Origin of the sequence: Weizmannia sp. WK01 (assembly GCF_025905465.1) — a bacterium.
GTDB lineage: Bacteria > Bacillota > Bacilli > Bacillales > Bacillaceae_C > Weizmannia > Weizmannia faecalis.
On the sequence record NZ_CP109616.1, the window covers coordinates 2,473,758 to 2,489,912 of the forward strand.

Here is a 16,155-nt window from a genome sequence, read left to right on the forward strand (position 1 = left end):
TTCAATTTATAACCTATTTTACAGAAATTCATTCTCGGTTTCAACATTATTTTCCTGCCGCCTCAGAATGCGGTTTTTCTGCGAGTGGGCGGTCATACAGCAAGGCCAATAAAAGGGAAATAGCGAGAAAAATAATGAGCAATCCGAACAATGCCTTCATGCCGAATGCATCTGCGACAAACCCGCCAACAACAGGGCCAATCATTCTGCCGCATGTTGCGACACTGTTGATGATGCCCTGGTAAAACCCTTCCCGCCCTTTCGGCGAAAGCGTATTGGCAACTGCGGGCACAGCCGGCCAGACAAGCATTTCCCCAACCGTTAAAATGGCCATTGCCACTAAAAAGCCGGCAAAATGCCCGGCAAAGGCAACGACAGCGAATGACAGCATAAAAATGGCCGTCCCAACAACAATTTGCTGTTTGACTTCCGGCAAGAACCGCTTTAAAAACGGCAAAAGGAGCGGCTGGCCGAGCACGATGATCGCGCCATTCAATGTCCAAAGAAAGCTGTATTTGTTCAGCGATATATGAAGCGTCTGCGTATAAGTGGAAATCGTGGCCGTCCATTGCGTGTACGCCGTCCATGCCAGGAAATAAGCAAAGCATAACAGGATGAGTGATGCCACTTGCGCCCGTCCTGCACGTTTGGCAGAAGCAGCGGCTGTGCCCGCATATCCGGCATGTTTTTCGGCAATATTCCGGTAACCGAAGATAGCAATCGCCATAAAAACGAGAAAAAGTGCAAGATTCGCTGCAAAAATAAGGTCAATGGAATAAGAGGCAATCACACCGCCCAGCGCGGCACCGAGTGCAACCCCGATGTTGTTGGCGACATAGATATAGATGGCATTGAACGCTTTTCTCCCTCCGCCTTTCCAAGCCGCGCCCGCCATTGCAAGGATCGCCGGGCCGATCATGCCGGAACCGAGCCCGATGGCACCGAGGAAAAATACATAATCCGGCCAAGCGTGGTTCCATGTCAAGCCGGCAAGCGCCCCGGCAGAGATCAAGCCACCCAGTATTACGGAACGGTAACCTCCGATTTTATCATGCAAATATCCACCCAAAAGACTGCCGATGACGCTTGTAAAATTATTCAGCATGAGCACAAGCCCGGCGATAAACAGCGATTTACCGAGATGATCGTGGATATAGATTGAATTTAACGGCCATAAAAAAGAAGCGCCAGTCATGTTGACAGCCATGCCAATGACAAGCAGCCACACAGTTTTTGGCAAAATGAATGCCCCCCTGCTAATGAATCGATCAAAGGAAATTGTAGGGGTTTTTCCCGACAGTTACAAGCATTCTTGCAAAATATAAATATTATGGCAATTCCCCGTCCTCTACTTGATCCAACATTTGCATTAAAAGCGGGATAAGGCCCGTGCCCTATCCCGCTTTCATGAATCCGCCCGGCTTTTCTTGTTGTTTTTCCTAAATTTTCTGTGCCGAAACCGCTCCTACATGTCCGTTGTTCCCGTCGGATTTTTCGCCGTGATGTTTGCCTGGCTTTTCCGTTTTCCCAATTTGCTTATTGACCCATTTTGCCCCAGCAAGCTTCGTTTTTTCCGGCTTACGGTTTTATCACATGGTCGGTTCATGTTCCTGTAAAATCATCTCGTTTTGCAGCTGCTGAATCACAAGGCGCATACGGTGGAGGCGCTCACGCTGCTGGGAGTTGGCACTGATCGCCAATTTGCAAAGTTCATTATAGGCTTCTTCCAGCTCTGTTAACGGTTCCGAAAAATCATAATAGCCGTAGTTTTCCTGGCGGTTGCCTTCCGCAAATTGCTCACGCGCCGATTGAACGGCTTGCTCGCAACGGTTGATACAATTTTCGACTGCTTCCCGTGTGGCCATCACGATTCCCCCCTTTATGCTTTGAAGCGTGCAGGCTTCATTTGTATAATGCCCCGTGCAGAAAAAATGTTTCCCCAGCGCATTGGGAGTTTCTTCCCGACAGCTCGATTTAGAATCCGAGCCGCCTTTGCACCCGCACCCGTTCATGGTAAAATGCAAAAGGAGTGCGCTGCATAAAGACGGTTTTTTACCATTTTGGGGCGCGAGCCTGTATGTCTGAAGAATAAGAACGATTTTGCCGTGTCCATTCCGGTATTCGAATGGAAAGCGCTGAAAAATATGATTTACATGGGGCACATTTGCCTTTTCACAGTAAAAAAACAGGCGTTCAACTTTCACCTGTAGACCAATCAATAAATGGAGATGCTGCAAAGATGAATATGCTTCCTGTTCTCTCATTTGCTCATTTACTTTTAGAAAAAGCTGTAAAGAGCGGCGGTTTTGCCATTGACGCAACAGCCGGGAACGGGCATGATACTGTATTTCTCGCCAAACGGGTTGGAGAAGGTGGAAAAGTGTTTGCTTTTGATATCCAGCCGGAAGCGGTGAGGCGGACAAAGGAACGCCTGGAGAAAGAAGGCCTCGTTACGCGCGCCGAACTTTTCTGCACCGGCCATGAACATGCCAGCGAATGCATCCCGGCAGCGCTGCATGGCAAGATCAGCGGAGCGGTTTTCAATTTGGGCTATTTGCCGGACAGCGACAAAACGGTCATTACCCGGCCGGAGTCAACCATTGCCGCACTCGAGCAGATTTTTTCCATGCTTGAAACTGGCGGGATCATCGCAGTGGTGGTTTACCACGGGCATGAAGGCGGCGCATATGAACGTGACCGGCTCCTAGATTATGTAAAACAGCTCGACCAGAAAAAGGCGCATGTGCTCCGGTATGAATTTCTTAACCAGGCAAACCATCCGCCTTTTCTTATTGCTATTGAAAAACGATAACGAAGGATCGATTGGTTCCGATTCAAAACATAACGGGAACCTGGCTTTTTCATGTCATTCCCAAAAGCGATAACATAGGGGCGGCTACGAACAGCTGCCTTTTTCAATCGCATATGAATCTGACCGGATTCTGGATTATGCAAAGCACGCCTTTTTTCATGCCATTCAAAAAGCGATAACAAAAGGACCGGGTACGAAAAGCACGCCTTTTCTCATTGCCATTGAAAAAGGGTAACGCATCTTCCGACTATGAACGGCCGCCTTTTTCAATCGCATATGAACACGGCCGGCTCCTGAATGATGAAAAAAAGCCGGAGGGAAAAAGGCGTATGGGCTCCGGTTTCCTCCACCAGACAGCCATTCGCCTTTTCGAAAAACGGTAACAAAGGGGCCGATAAAATCTGCCCTTTCCCGTTGCCACCAGCCGGCTCATTTTACTATTGTTTTTGCCAGGCTGGCCGGGATCATGTTTTTGATGGCGCGGTACATTTTTCCGTTAAAATAAAAGAATAAACTGATCGAGCCGGCAAATTTGATCATTTTCCGCGACAATTTCTGAACGCTCCGCTGCTTTCTCACCTTTTCGTCTGACAAATAAACAGCCAAAAGCCCCCGGTTAATCAGTTTATGAAATTTTTCATTTGGGAGTCGGGCCGTATGTTTATCCGCCTCCTGCAAGAAATGCTTCAGCCGTTTAAACAATTCTTCTTCGCTCGGGTAATAAAAACAAAAATTCAAGTCCCCACCTTTTTTGTCTTCGTCCTGGTCGATAAAATAATCCAGCAGAATATGCAACCCCTGAATATAAGGAAAATACCCGTCACGGATGATTTTCGCATATTCAGGGCGGAAATCGTCCCGGAGCGCGTAGGAAACAAGGCAGAAAATCCCGAGGGTCGAGCCGGAACAGGCGGAAAACTCATACCATTCCATATCTGGAAAATCCGCCTTATAGCGCAAAAACCATTCCTTTAGCCGCGGCACCCGTTCCTCTACGCGCACATGTTTATGTACTTGCAGATCCGAATAATAACGGCAAAGTTCCAGCAAATAAGGTTGAATGGCTTTATATTGGGGGATGCGGCTCAACACAACCTGGCATGTCCGCACGAGTTCATGCAAATAACCGCCGTCATCCTGGTCCAGTCGGTAACGGTAATAATTTTTCAACGGTGCGCCGACCGTAAGCGCATCGGACATGGACTCGTGCAGTGCTCGGAAATCAACCGGGTCAAGCGACGTGCTGCGGTCGCATAGATTATCAAGATAGTCGCTGATCGTCTGGTAAGCGACAATAAACCGAAAAGCCGCTGTCCGCTCTTCCATTGCCAAAAGGCCGAGGATCGATCCGCCTTCGCAGTGAAACGTTTTATGCTGAATGCTGGCGAGCGCCTGTGTCTTTAATTCATCATTGGGAATCCGGCGTGCCATTTCCCGCCAGTAATGGAGTTCACGGTGGACAGCCGGCATCACCCGGCGGTAAACTTGCGCCATTAATGAGATCGGATAGGATGGAATTGTCACAAGCGTCACCTCATTCTAATATATAGCCTAACGTGCGGAGCCGGTTTTCCACAAAATTTTTCGCATAAAGGAAAACATCTTCCCTTTCCGGTTCATTGAAAATTTCATGGTAGCATTTCGGCCATTCTTTGTATAATTTTTCGGACACGGAAGTTTGGTTAAACCAATTTACGACAGCCCCCTTGTCCACAATTTTGTCATTCCCGGCCTGCATGACAAGAAACGGGACGTCCGGCAGCCGTACGGTATCCATCTGTGCCTGCCGCATCGCTGCGAGCAGCTCACGGTACCAGCGGACAGATACTTTTGTCAGCATCAATGAATCGTTGACCGCCTGCATTTGAATATCCTTATTCCGCGTTGCCATTTGCACGGTCAGCGGGCTGTTAAAGCGGAGGCCCGGGGCAATCCGGTTTAACCCGATTGAAAGCAGGCCGAGCAGCTTTGAAGGATACTGGACAAGCCCAAGGCACGGCGAGGAAAGAATAACCCCCGCGATTTTCAGATGTTCCTGCTCAAGCAGCCGGATGACCGCCAGCCCGCCCATGCTGTGACCGAGGAGAAAAATCGGGAGGTCGAACTGATAGGCTGCCGTCACCCACTCTTTTATCTCTGTTGTATATTCATCAAAGGAATCAATATGCCCCCTTTTTGCTCTTGATGTCATCCCATGACCGGGAAGATCGCCCATCACGACATGATAGCCGCTTGATCTCCACATCTCAATCAGCCAGCTGTAGCGGCGGTGATGCTCCATCGCGCCATGGACCATGACGATGACTGCTTTTGGGTTTTCATCTGCTTCCCATTTCCACATGTTCCTGCCTCCTTCAAAACCTGCGAAACCATCCTGCTTTTATTTTACCCATAATCCTTCTGTTCTGAAAAACATATGCCATTTTTAACCCGATTTATTCACAATTTGTTCCCAATTCTTTAAGATAAAAGAAAAGATCAAAACAGGAGGGTATGAATATGATTTATGCTTACAATGGAAAAACCCCTTTGATTGCGCCAACTGCTTATATTGCTGACAATGTGACCGTTACGGGGGACGTTGAAATCGGCGATGAATCCGGCATCTGGTTTGGAACCGTTATCCGCGGCGATGTCGCACCGGTAAAAATCGGACAAAAGGTAAATGTCCAGGATAACTGCGTCCTGCACGAAAGCCCGCAAACACCGCTCATACTGGAAGATGAAGTGACGGTCGGCCACCAGGTAATTTTACATAGCTGCCATGTTCGGACAAAAGCTTTGATCGGCATGGGTTCAATTATTCTTGACGGCGCCGAAATCGGGGAAGGCGCTTTTATTGGCGCCGGCAGCCTTGTAACGCCCGGGAAAAAGATTCCTCCGCATACGCTTGCGTTCGGCCGCCCGGCAAAAGTGATCCGTGAACTTACCGAAAAAGATATCCAGGACATGCGCCGCATCGTCCGCGAATATGCCGAAAAAGCACAGTACTATAAAAATTCCGTCGGGCGCTGACAAAGGTTACCGGCGGGGACAAAAATAACGCCTTCTTTAAAAGCATCGGCAGCCGCACTGTTTTAAGCCGCAAACAAGCGAAAAAATGAACAAAAAAAGCCATGCTGCGAACCGGGATAAATGCAAAGCTTACCAGGCATATACGAAAAAAGCGTTATACGATAAAGGGGCCTGCCCCCGTTTCCGATTACACGGAAGCGGGGCCAGACCCCCCTTTTTTGTCCCAGCTTTCTTACTGTGAAACGCTGAACGAACACCGGACCATTTCACAATTCCATCCCCTTTTGAAGACGGAAAAACCTCCTGTCCGCTCATTTTGCGGACAACTTTACCCGGTTATTTTCCCGATTGTGAATCGATTTTTTGGAGATTACAGCGAAGCGCCGGCAAGCCCCCCTTGTGCTCCTTTTTGGAAATCGTACTTGTCTTCCATATACACGGCATGCCAGAGCATGAAAATGAGCACGGTCCAGATTTTCCGGCTGTAATCGAGCTTGCCTGCACAATGGTCTTCCAAGAGCTTCAGTACATATTGTTTGTTGATGATGTCATCGGTCGGGCTCGTTTTGATGATCTCTGCCGCCCAATCATGCATTTCATCTTTCAGCCAGTGGCGGATCGGGACCGGGAACCCGAGTTTTTTCCGATTCAGCACATGTTCCGGCACAATGCCTTCTGCCGCTTTGCGCAAAACATACTTCGTTGTGTTATGAGACGTTTTTAAGCTCGCCGGAATTTGCGAAGCGACCCGGAACACTTCTTTATCCAAAAACGGCACACGCAGTTCAAGTGAATGGGCCATCGTCATCCGGTCCGCCTTCAGCAAAATATCGCCGCGCATCCACGTATGGATATCGATATATTGCATCCGGTTAACCGGATCATAGCCTTTTGTTTCATTGTACAGCGGCTTTGTGATGTCACGGTAGTCAAGGCTGTTGTTATAAGTCAACAGCAAGTCGCGTTTTTCTTCTTCGGTGTACATTTTCGCATTGCCAATATAACGGTCTTCCATCGGTGTGACGCCGCGTTCGATAAAGCTTTTTCCTTTTACCCCTTCCGGCAACACTTTCGCCAAAGCTTTCAAAATAGATTTTCCGGCAGCCGGAATTTTTTCAAAAACTTCAAGCGACTGCGGTTCACGGTAAATATTATAGCCGCCGAACAATTCATCCGCGCCTTCGCCAGACAGAACAACGGTCACATACTTTCTTGCTTCACGCGCCACAAAATAAAGGGGCACACAAGCAGGATCTGCGAGTGGATCGTCCATATGCCAAATGATTTTTGGCAGTTCTTTCATGTATTCTTCCGGCGTGATCACATAGCTGATATTTTCAACCCCGAGTTTTTCCGCCGTTTCTTTGGCCACATCAATTTCACTGTAGCCGTCGCGTTCGAAGCCGACGGAGAATGTTTTAATGCCCGGATGGAACTGTTTTGCAATCGATGCCGTAATCGAGGAATCGATCCCACCCGACAGGAATGCGCCAACCGGTACATCGCTGCGCATATGGACTTTCACCGAATCAATCATTACGTCACGCACTTCTTGAATAAATTCGTCCTCGCTTTTATGAACCGGGTGGAAGGATGCTTTCCAATATCGTTTGATTTCCATCGGTTTGCCAATTTTTTTCACAAAATAATGGCCCGGTTCAAGTTTCCGGATGTCTTTTGTCATGGTGAAAGGTTCGGGCACAAATTGGTAGGTTAAATAATATTGGACAGCATCATAATTCAGTTCTGGTTTTTCCATGGCAAGCAAAATGCTTTTCTTTTCAGAACCGAAATACATTTTATCGCCGTCTTCATAATAGAAGAACGGTTTAATGCCGAACGGGTCACGCGCGCCGCACAGCGTTTGTTCCTGCTTATCCCAGATCGCAAACCCGAACATCCCGCGCAGACGTCCGATCGCTTTTTCGCCGTAACGGCTGTACATGGCAAGAATGACTTCCGTATCCGAATTCGTTTCGAATGTCATCCCTTCTTTTAGCAGTTCTTCACGCAATTCCACATAGTTATAAATTTCGCCATTAAAAATAATCCAGTACCGTTCGTTTTCGTATGTTAAAGGCTGGTGCCCCGCCTCGATATCGATAATGCTCAGGCGCCTGAAACCGAACTGGATATGCTCGTCTTCATAAAAGCCTTCATCATCCGGGCCGCGGTGCTCAATCATATGATTCATCTGTTTAAACTGTTGCCTGTCTTCGTCTGATAATGTAACGGGATGGTCATGGACGCAGCCAATAAATCCGCACATGTAAAAAGTCACCTACTTCATTTCGATATACTCTATTGTAAATTTATTTCTTTAAAAAACAAATGTATTTCCGCCAAAATTTGACGGCCAAATTCTGCACATGTAATATAGTTTAGCATGTTTTCCGCCAGTTTGCAGGGTTTTTGTTAAAAATGAGGCAAACAGGATTCCTTATTCCCGCCGTTTTATGAAAAAGAGCGGCCTGTATACCAGGCGCGCTCTTTTTCCTATTATTTTCCGATATGATTGCGGGCGAATTCGTTCAACGCCCCGGCTTTGTCCGTTTTTTCCCAAGGCACATCCAAATCATCGCGGCCGAAATGCCCGTACGCAGCGATCTGCCTGTAAATCGGACGGCGCAAGTCGAGCATTTTGATAATGCCGGCCGGGCGCAGGTCAAAATGAGCTTCGACCGCCTCGATCAGCACTTTTTCCGGCACTTTTCCGGTCCCAAACGTATCGATGGAAATAGAAACGGGCTTCGCCACCCCGATCGCATACGCAAGCTGTACCTCGCATTTTTCCGCAAGGCCTGCCGCAACAATATTTTTCGCAACATAGCGGGCGGCATAAGCAGCGGAACGGTCCACTTTCGTCGGGTCTTTCCCGGAAAATGCGCCGCCGCCGTGACGTGCATAGCCGCCGTACGTGTCGACAATGATTTTGCGGCCGGTCAGCCCCGCATCCCCTTGAGGGCCGCCGATAACAAAGCGGCCGGTCGGATTAATCAAATACTTTGTATCCGCATCGAGCAAGTGTGCCGGCACAACCGGTTCAATGACGTATTTTTTCATATCTTCCTGGATTTGTCCGGCGCTTGTGTCAGGATCATGCTGCGTTGAAATGACAATCGTATCAATGCGGGCAGGCTGGTTGTTCTCGTCATATTCAACTGTCACCTGTGTCTTCGCATCCGGGCGCAAATACGGGATCACTTCTTGTTTGCGGAGTTCAGCAAGACGGCGGGCAAGCTTGTGGGCAAGCGAAATGGGAAGCGGCATCAGCTCTTCTGTCTCATTGCAGGCAAACCCGAACATCAGGCCCTGGTCGCCGGCTCCGATTGCCTCAATCTCTTCGTCGCTCATCCCGCCTTCGCGGGCTTCCAAAGCCTGGTTAACGCCGCGCGCAATATCTTCGGACTGTTCGTCAATCGATGTCAGCACAGCGCATGTTTCCGCATCAAACCCGTATTTCGCGCGCGTATAGCCGATCTCTTTAATGGTCTTGCGCACCACTTTCGGAATATCCACATATGTATTGGTGGAAATTTCCCCCGTGACGAGCACAAGCCCTGTCGTGACGGAAGTTTCACAGGCAACGCGGGCATTCGGGTCTTTTTCTAAAATGGCATCCAAAATGGCATCGGAAATCTGGTCGCAAATTTTGTCCGGATGGCCTTCCGTCACCGATTCCGATGTGAACAAATGCCGTCCTTTTAACATCCGCTTTTCCTCCTTATATGGTTACATATTGGAAACGGTACTCATACCCTAAACTCGATTCATTTCATGTACAAAGCCAAAAATAAAAACCTTCCCCATTCATCATGAGTGGAAAGGTTTTGACTTCAATCAATCGCGCCTTTCACTCTTATCGTTCAAGGAAACATTCCTTGCTGCAGGTTAGCACCTTTGCCTGGAAGTCAAGCGGCAGCTGCGTTGCGAGCGCATTGCCTGTTCCAGAGGCGGGTTGCTGGGTTTCATCGGGCCCGTCCCTCCACCAGCTCGGGATAAGAGTATCCGTTCAAAGTAAAATCATACGCAATTTAGCAGGCGCTGTCAATGATTTTTTCGCCCTTCTCCCCTTTGTCCTCTGCATTTTTCCCGGAAAAAAGTATGTAATAAACGGATGAATATGTTATACTGATATCGTTTAAAGTGAAATAAGTTATTCAAAGGGGCGGTTTATGAAAATGGATCTGATTGGCGCTTCTGACGATTTAAAGTTTTTGTTGTCGGGGGAAAACGTACGCATGCAGCTTTCCGTGCCACAATTAATGGAAAAAATTATCGAACGGAAAGAAGCTGTACTGACAACGGAAGGGGCCATTTCTGCTGCAACAGGAAAATATACAGGAAGGTCACCGAAAGATAAATTTATTGTCGTCGACTCCGAATCAAAAGACCGTGTCGACTGGGGCAAAATCAACCAGCCGGTTTCTCCCGGCGTGTTCAACAGGCTTTATGAAAAAATGGTCCGGCATTTAAAAGGGAAAGACGAAATTTTTGTGTTTAAAGGTTTTGCGGGTGCCGATCCAAAAAGCCGCCTTCCGATCCAGACCGTGAATGAGTTCGCCTGGCATAATTTATTCGCGCATCAATTGTTTATCCGGCCGGATGCGGAGGAGCTCTATCAACACGATGCGCAATTTACGATTCTTTCCGCGCCGCTGTTTAAGGCAGACCCGGCGCTTGACGGCACGCATTCCGAAGCGTTCATCATGATTTCACTTGAACGCCGGATAATTTTGATCGGCGGGACGGAATATGCAGGCGAAATGAAAAAAAGCATTTTTTCCATCATGAATTACTTGCTGCCGCAAAAAGGCATCCTTCCCATGCACTGCTCCGCCAATACTGGGAAAAACGGCGATACGGCCCTGTTTTTCGGCTTGTCCGGGACCGGGAAAACGACGCTTTCCGCCGATCCGGAGCGCGCACTTATAGGGGACGATGAGCACGGCTGGTCCGACAGCGGTGTCTTCAATATTGAAGGCGGATGCTATGCAAAGTGCATCGGGCTTACGGAAGAAAAAGAACCACAAATTTACCAGGCGATCCGTTTTGGGACCGTACTTGAAAATGTGGTCGTAGATCCGGTGTCCCGCAAACCGCAATATGACAACAATGCACTGACGGAAAATACAAGGGCTGCTTACCCGATTGAAAACATCGGCAATATTGCCCGCTCCGGCATGGCCGGCCATCCGTCAACCATTATATTCCTGACGGCCGATGCATCCGGTGTCCTGCCGCCGATCAGCAGGCTGACAAAAGAGCAGGCCATGTACCATTTCTTAAGCGGTTACACTTCTAAACTGGCCGGTACCGAACGCGGCGTCACGCGCCCGGAAGCCGTGTTCTCCACTTGCTTCGGCGCGCCGTTTTTGCCGCTTGAGCCCGCCGTTTATGCGGAAATGCTCGGCGAGAAAGTTGACAGGCACAACGTCCAGGTATTTCTTGTCAATACCGGCTGGACAGGCGGCCCGTACGGAACCGGTTCCCGCATGAAATTAAGCGATACGCGGGCCATGGTCCGGGCTGCGATAAACGGCAAACTGAAAGATACCGAAACACGGCAGGATGATATTTTCGGGCTACACATCCCGGTTCATATTGAAGGGGTGTCAGATGACGTCCTTTATCCGGCAGATACATGGACGGACAAGCAGGCTTACCGTGAAAAAGCGTTCGAACTTGCAGCCCGGTTCAAAGAAAATTTCCGGCAATTTTCGGTGCCGGATGACATTGAAAAACTCGGCGGCCCGCTTATATAAGCATAAACGGGAGCCCGCATTTTAAATTAAAATGAGACTCCAATTAAATTGTGGTATGCTCATTTCTGTAAAAGCGGAAACGCTGCAGCAACCCAAAAGGTTACGGCGAGTACCAAGGGTCTGCTCATTTAAGCAAAAGCGGAAACCCAGTTAAAACCAGGTGCTTGTCTGGACGGCGCTGATTCCTTCCTGCACTGCCCATTGATGGTGGGCACCGGCCATTTTTTCCACAGCCTCGTGAAGGTTGAGCCATTCCAAGTTATGGCTTCCTTTGCGGGGCTGTTCCCATTTTCCTAAATAAAACAGGCCTTCATCCATGGACCGCGCGCCCGTTTCCTGTGCCGCTTTGCCTAAAAAGCCCGCGATTTCAAGTTCCGCGCCGACTGTCCGCATCAGGCAGGCAAGTTCAGACTCCCCGCGGCTGATTTCCCCACCCGGCAGCCTGTAGCCGCTGCCCGATGGCACCACCCCGACTTTTTCTTTTTTCGCATCAAAAATGACGGCATATGCGCCGCAAGCTTTTTTGTAGTCCGTTTCCATCTTTGGACTTCTCCTCCTTTTTCAAGCAAATGCGGAAGGCCGGCCCTTTACCTCAAGTATTCGATTCTGGCGGGAGTAGCTGCCAGCCTTTTTAAATCGCTGCGACCAGTTCTCTTTTCCAGTTTTAGAAGCCGGCCTCTCTTCCGATTAGTATTTTCAATCCTGCCCATTTCATCCCGAAGAACCAGGCTGGCGGCACACTTGCAAGACGTGTTGCGTTCGCCAATATTCCTGTCCACACCGGTCTAGGCCCAGTTGAAAAATTTTAGCAGTTCCATTCACCAATACTCCGGCACCACTCCCGCCGGATCCGTTCTTTCTCCGCGCTACCCGCAAGCTGGTTCACCATTCACAAGGCATTGCCCTTTGGCCGAATTCCGGCGTTCTCCGCAAGACCAGCCAGGCATTACACTTGTAAAATTCCCTTCCGCCCGTCCTGATAAACTAAACAGGCGCCGCGGACCATGGTGCGGCGCCTGTTTAATTCGGCGTGTTCAAAGAAACCAATTCATAGTGAACGATCGTTGTATTGTTTTCCCATTCCAGTTTGCGGATGACAGCGCTTCCGCTCGGCCCGTGTTCCTTCTTTTTCCGGATTTCAACCGGCGTATCAAGCGGATACACGCAGTATCCCGGTTGTTTTAGCAAAAAGAGGTTTTGCTCAATACGCTCTTCTTTTCCGTTCGTCACGAGCATCGTATCGAGTTCCATCGGCATTCCCATTCGGCTCACCTCCGTCGTTGCTTCTATTGTATCATGTGCGGAATGCCTTTTCATCCAAACGCTGGCAGCATGGACAACCCGCCGGTTTACAGGCGGCGGGAAATGGTGGCCAAGTTCCGGGAAATACCATGTTTCAACCGATTTTCCAAGCTGTTTGAGACCGTGTTCGAGACGAATGGCGTGTTCCACGGACACATTTTGATCCTTCTCCCCGTGGATAACGAGAACGGGGCAACCAATTTGCCCGAGCTTATACAGTGGCGTCCGCACCCGGTACCGTTCCGGATATTTTTCCGGCGTGCCCCCGATCACGCGCTTCATCATTTTTCTTAAATCGACCCGTTCCGCATAACAGAGCGCAACATCCGAAACGCCGCCCCATGTGACAATAGACGCGGCCGGCCGTGCTTCCGCGGTGCCGAGTGCCATGATGCCGCCGCGGGAAAATCCGAAAACGTGGACACGCCCGCTCACCCGCTCATTCTCCATCAATACGTCAAAACCAAAATACGCATCATGCATATCGTCTCCGCCAAAGTCTTCATCGCCTTCCCCGCCCCAGTTGCCGCGGTAAAAAGGCGCGAAAACGATAAACCCTTCCGACGAAAACTCGCCGATCCGCGCCGGCCGCACCATCCCGACGCTTTTGATGCCGCCGCGTAAATATAAAAACCCGTCATAAACGCGCCCGTCATCCGGCTCTGCCAGCAACCCTTTCACTTTCAAGCCGTCCGACCAGTATGTCACAAGATACATGCGCACACGCGGATTTGGGGACGGAAAAAGCTGCTTTTCGATCACGATCTTCAAATTGCATCACCTTTTCAGTGTTTCGTTTAATTGATCCGCTGCAAAGATTGCCTCTTTATCTTGTACAATATCGCCGGGTTTATTGCCCTCTCCAAGAATGTAACCGTCAAAACGCATGCCTAAAAAGTCAAAAATATACGCAAACTGCTGGATCAGCGGCAGCCCTTTGACACGTGGCATATCCCCGCCGACTGCAATCACATAAATTTTTTTCTCCGCCATTCTTTTTTTAAAATCCGGAAACTGCGGATCCCGCAATGTTTGCGACCAGCGATCGATGAAGGTTTTCATCAGCCCCGACATCCCGTACCAGTAAATCGGCGTTGCAAAGATAATCGTATCGCACATGAAAATATGCTGGATGAGAATGCTATAATCATCCTCCACTTTTGAAAACCCTGAATCCGTATGGCGTTTGTCTTCAATTGGAAGAATATGCGCATCTTTCAAATAGAAGCGCTCCACATGCATGCCTTCCACTGCCCGCTCTGTCAGCATCTCTGTATTGCCGCGCGGGCGCGAACTTCCGTAAATCACTGCAATCGTCATGGCTGTACCCTCTTTTATCCATTTACTTTTACTTTCTATGTTAGTATGTCGGCCGCAGCCTTCGTCTGTCAAGCAATTCGGATTCCAGCGGTTTTCCAAAAAACTTTTAAAAATCGTCCAGTTTCAGTTAAAATAAAGGTATTGGAAAAAATTAAAAAAACGCTGAACTGTAAACCATTTTGAAGCAACAGGTTCATAAAGGAGATTGACTTTCAATGACCTATTATTTAGGCGTAGATATCGGTACAACAACAACAAAATCTGTTTTATTCGGCGAAAAAGGGAAAGTCATCAGCATGCACCATGCAGGCTATCCGCTTTACAGCCCATCCCCTCAGGTCGCCGAGCAAAATCCGGATGAAATTTTCCGTGCTGTCATTGACTCGATGAAAACAGCGATCGTAAAAAGCGACATCGATCCTTCCGAAATAAAACTTGTTTCGTTCAGTTCCGCGATGCACAGCTTGATTGCAGTGGACAAAGACGGAAAACCGCTAACCAACTGCATTACTTGGGCGGACGCGCGCGCTAGAAAATGGGCTGAAAAGATAAAGAATGAATGGCACGGCCAAGACATTTACAGGCGGACCGGCACCCCTATCCATCCGATGTCCCCCCTTTCCAAAATCACATGGCTCCGCCACGAGGAACCGGAGCTGTTCAAAAAAACGTTCAAGTTTATCGGCATTAAAGAGTATATTTTTTACCACCTTTTCGGGCAGTATGTCATCGATTATTCGCTTGCCTCTGCGACCGGCCTTTTTAACCTTCACGACCTGGACTGGGACAAAGAGGCACTGCATGTGGCCGGCATTACAGCGGACGAGCTGTCAAAACCTGTGCCGACGACCTTTTCCCTCACCGGGCTTGCGCCGGAATATGCGGTCGAAACTGGCATTCCGCAAGACACGCCGTTTGTTGTCGGCGCAAGTGACGGGGTGCTTTCAAATCTCGGTGTGAATGCAATCGACCCCGGTGTTGTCGCGATCACGATCGGGACAAGCGGCGCGATCCGGACCGTTACCGACAAACCTGTGACCGATCCAAAGGGAAGGATTTTCTGCTATGCATTAACGGAAAACCACTGGGTCGTCGGCGGGCCGGTCAATAACGGCGGCATGACGTTCCGGTGGGTGCGCGATGAACTGGCCGCAGCCGAAGTCGAGACGGCAAAACGGCTCGGCATTGATCCGTATGAAGTGCTGACGAAAATTGCCGCCCGTGTTGCCCCGGGATCGGACGGACTCATCTTTCATCCGTACCTGGCCGGCGAGCGCGCGCCGATTTGGAACGCGGATGCAAGGGGCTCGTTTTTCGGCCTTGGCCTGCACCATAAACGCGAGCATATGGTCCGCGCCGTGCTGGAAGGCGTAATTTATAATCTCTATACGGTCATGCTGGCGCTTCAGGAAATGATCGGCATCCCGAAAAAAATCCAGGCGACCGGTGGCTTTGCCCGCTCCGATTTGTGGCGGCAAATGCTCGCTGATATTTTCAACCAGGAAGTCGTCGTGCCGGAAAGTTTTGAAAGCTCCTGCCTCGGGGCGATCGTCCTCGGCATGTACGCGCTCGACGAAATAGATGACTTCTCGGTTGTCTCCGACTGGATCGGCGCCACACACACCCATCGCCCGATTCCGGAAAACACTGCGGTATACGAAGAGATCCTTCCGATTTATATCCGGATCTCCCGCCTGCTTGAAGGGGAATACACCAACATTTCCGCTTTTCAGCGAAAATGGGTAAAATAACGCACGCGTAATGGTGAAAACAACAGACACGCATGGATTTGATAGGGCCGCCATTTGCTTTTGTTCATTCTGCAAATGGCGGCGTTTTTTGTAAAACTAGGCCGCCCACTTTGCGAGATCCAATTCGCAAATGGTGGTGTTTTCGCAAAAACAGTTCGTCCGCTTTGCCTTTAGAAAGACACAGTGCGGG

The 16,155-nt window shown here is 49.3% G+C and carries 13 protein-coding genes and 1 riboswitch; of the genes, 4 read left to right on the forward strand and 9 right to left on the reverse strand.

Translation table 11 applies throughout. The annotated features are described in order from the left end of the window. Positions 1–46: 46 nt before the first annotated feature. Together OF158_RS11830 and OF158_RS11835 are read right to left on the reverse strand one after the other, a co-directional pair. Complete coding sequence (locus tag OF158_RS11830; RefSeq protein ID WP_035183954.1) at positions 47–1,240, reverse strand: MDR family MFS transporter; 1,194 nt, start codon at positions 1,238–1,240, stop codon at positions 47–49. A gap of 349 nt (positions 1,241–1,589) precedes the next feature. Then, complete coding sequence (locus OF158_RS11835) at positions 1,590–1,865, reverse strand: YtzC family protein (protein ID WP_014097661.1); 276 nt, start codon at positions 1,863–1,865, stop codon at positions 1,590–1,592. A 374-nt stretch (positions 1,866–2,239) separates the two neighbouring features. On the opposite strand from OF158_RS11835, the gene OF158_RS11840 reads away from it, so the two are divergent. After that, the gene (locus OF158_RS11840; protein WP_014097660.1) at positions 2,240–2,812 is read left to right on the forward strand and encodes a tRNA 5-(aminomethyl)-2-thiouridylate-methyltransferase MnmM; all 573 of its coding nucleotides are present in this window, start codon (positions 2,240–2,242) and stop codon (positions 2,810–2,812) included. 429 nt (positions 2,813–3,241) lie between these two features. Here the strand turns inward: OF158_RS11840 and OF158_RS11845 are convergent, their stop codons facing one another. After that, complete coding sequence (locus OF158_RS11845) at positions 3,242–4,336, reverse strand: tetraprenyl-beta-curcumene synthase family protein (protein WP_035183957.1); 1,095 nt, start codon at positions 4,334–4,336, stop codon at positions 3,242–3,244. 10 nt (positions 4,337–4,346) lie between these two features. Next, complete coding sequence (locus OF158_RS11850) at positions 4,347–5,153, reverse strand: alpha/beta hydrolase (protein ID WP_035183961.1); 807 nt, start codon at positions 5,151–5,153, stop codon at positions 4,347–4,349. Positions 5,154–5,311: 158 nt separating this feature from the next. Here OF158_RS11850 and OF158_RS11855 point away from each other — a divergent pair, with 158 nt between their 5' ends. Continuing rightward, positions 5,312–5,827, forward strand: coding sequence for a gamma carbonic anhydrase (locus OF158_RS11855; RefSeq protein WP_014097656.1), 516 nt, complete (start codon positions 5,312–5,314; stop codon positions 5,825–5,827). 370 nt (positions 5,828–6,197) lie between these two features. Here the strand turns inward: OF158_RS11855 and asnB are convergent, their stop codons facing one another. Next, positions 6,198–8,096: an asparagine synthase (glutamine-hydrolyzing) gene (asnB, locus tag OF158_RS11860; RefSeq protein ID WP_035183964.1), complete on the reverse strand. Its 1,899-nt coding sequence runs from the start codon at positions 8,094–8,096 to the stop codon at positions 6,198–6,200. Between the two features lie 230 nt (positions 8,097–8,326). Then, positions 8,327–9,538 (reverse strand): methionine adenosyltransferase, encoded by a 1,212-nt coding sequence (gene metK, locus OF158_RS11865; RefSeq protein ID WP_014097654.1) that lies wholly within the window; start codon positions 9,536–9,538, stop codon positions 8,327–8,329. 145 nt (positions 9,539–9,683) lie between these two features. Next, positions 9,684–9,832, reverse strand: a riboswitch (SAM riboswitch). A 170-nt stretch (positions 9,833–10,002) separates the two neighbouring features. Here metK and pckA point away from each other — a divergent pair. After that, positions 10,003–11,592 carry a phosphoenolpyruvate carboxykinase (ATP) gene (gene pckA, locus OF158_RS11870; RefSeq protein ID WP_017550244.1) on the forward strand — a complete coding sequence of 530 codons (1,590 nt, stop codon included), beginning with the start codon at positions 10,003–10,005 and terminating at the stop codon, positions 11,590–11,592. Positions 11,593–11,742: 150 nt separating this feature from the next. Here the strand turns inward: pckA and OF158_RS11875 are convergent, their stop codons facing one another. From OF158_RS11875 to OF158_RS11885, 3 genes are all read right to left on the reverse strand, one after another. Further along, the gene (locus tag OF158_RS11875) at positions 11,743–12,132 is read right to left on the reverse strand and encodes an NUDIX hydrolase (RefSeq protein ID WP_014097652.1); all 390 of its coding nucleotides are present in this window, start codon (positions 12,130–12,132) and stop codon (positions 11,743–11,745) included. Positions 12,133–12,612: 480 nt separating this feature from the next. Continuing rightward, positions 12,613–13,656, reverse strand: a complete 1,044-nt coding sequence (locus OF158_RS11880) for a DUF2584 family protein (RefSeq protein WP_225620990.1) — start codon at positions 13,654–13,656, stop codon at positions 12,613–12,615. A 15-nt stretch (positions 13,657–13,671) separates the two neighbouring features. Beyond that, a complete protein-coding gene (locus OF158_RS11885; RefSeq protein ID WP_035183970.1) occupies positions 13,672–14,214 on the reverse strand; it encodes a flavodoxin family protein in 543 nt (180 codons plus the stop codon). Between the two features lie 215 nt (positions 14,215–14,429). On the opposite strand from OF158_RS11885, the gene gntK reads away from it, so the two are divergent. After that, positions 14,430–15,965 carry a gluconokinase gene (gene gntK, locus OF158_RS11890; RefSeq protein WP_035183973.1) on the forward strand — a complete coding sequence of 512 codons (1,536 nt, stop codon included), beginning with the start codon at positions 14,430–14,432 and terminating at the stop codon, positions 15,963–15,965. Positions 15,966–16,155: the final 190 nt, after the last annotated feature.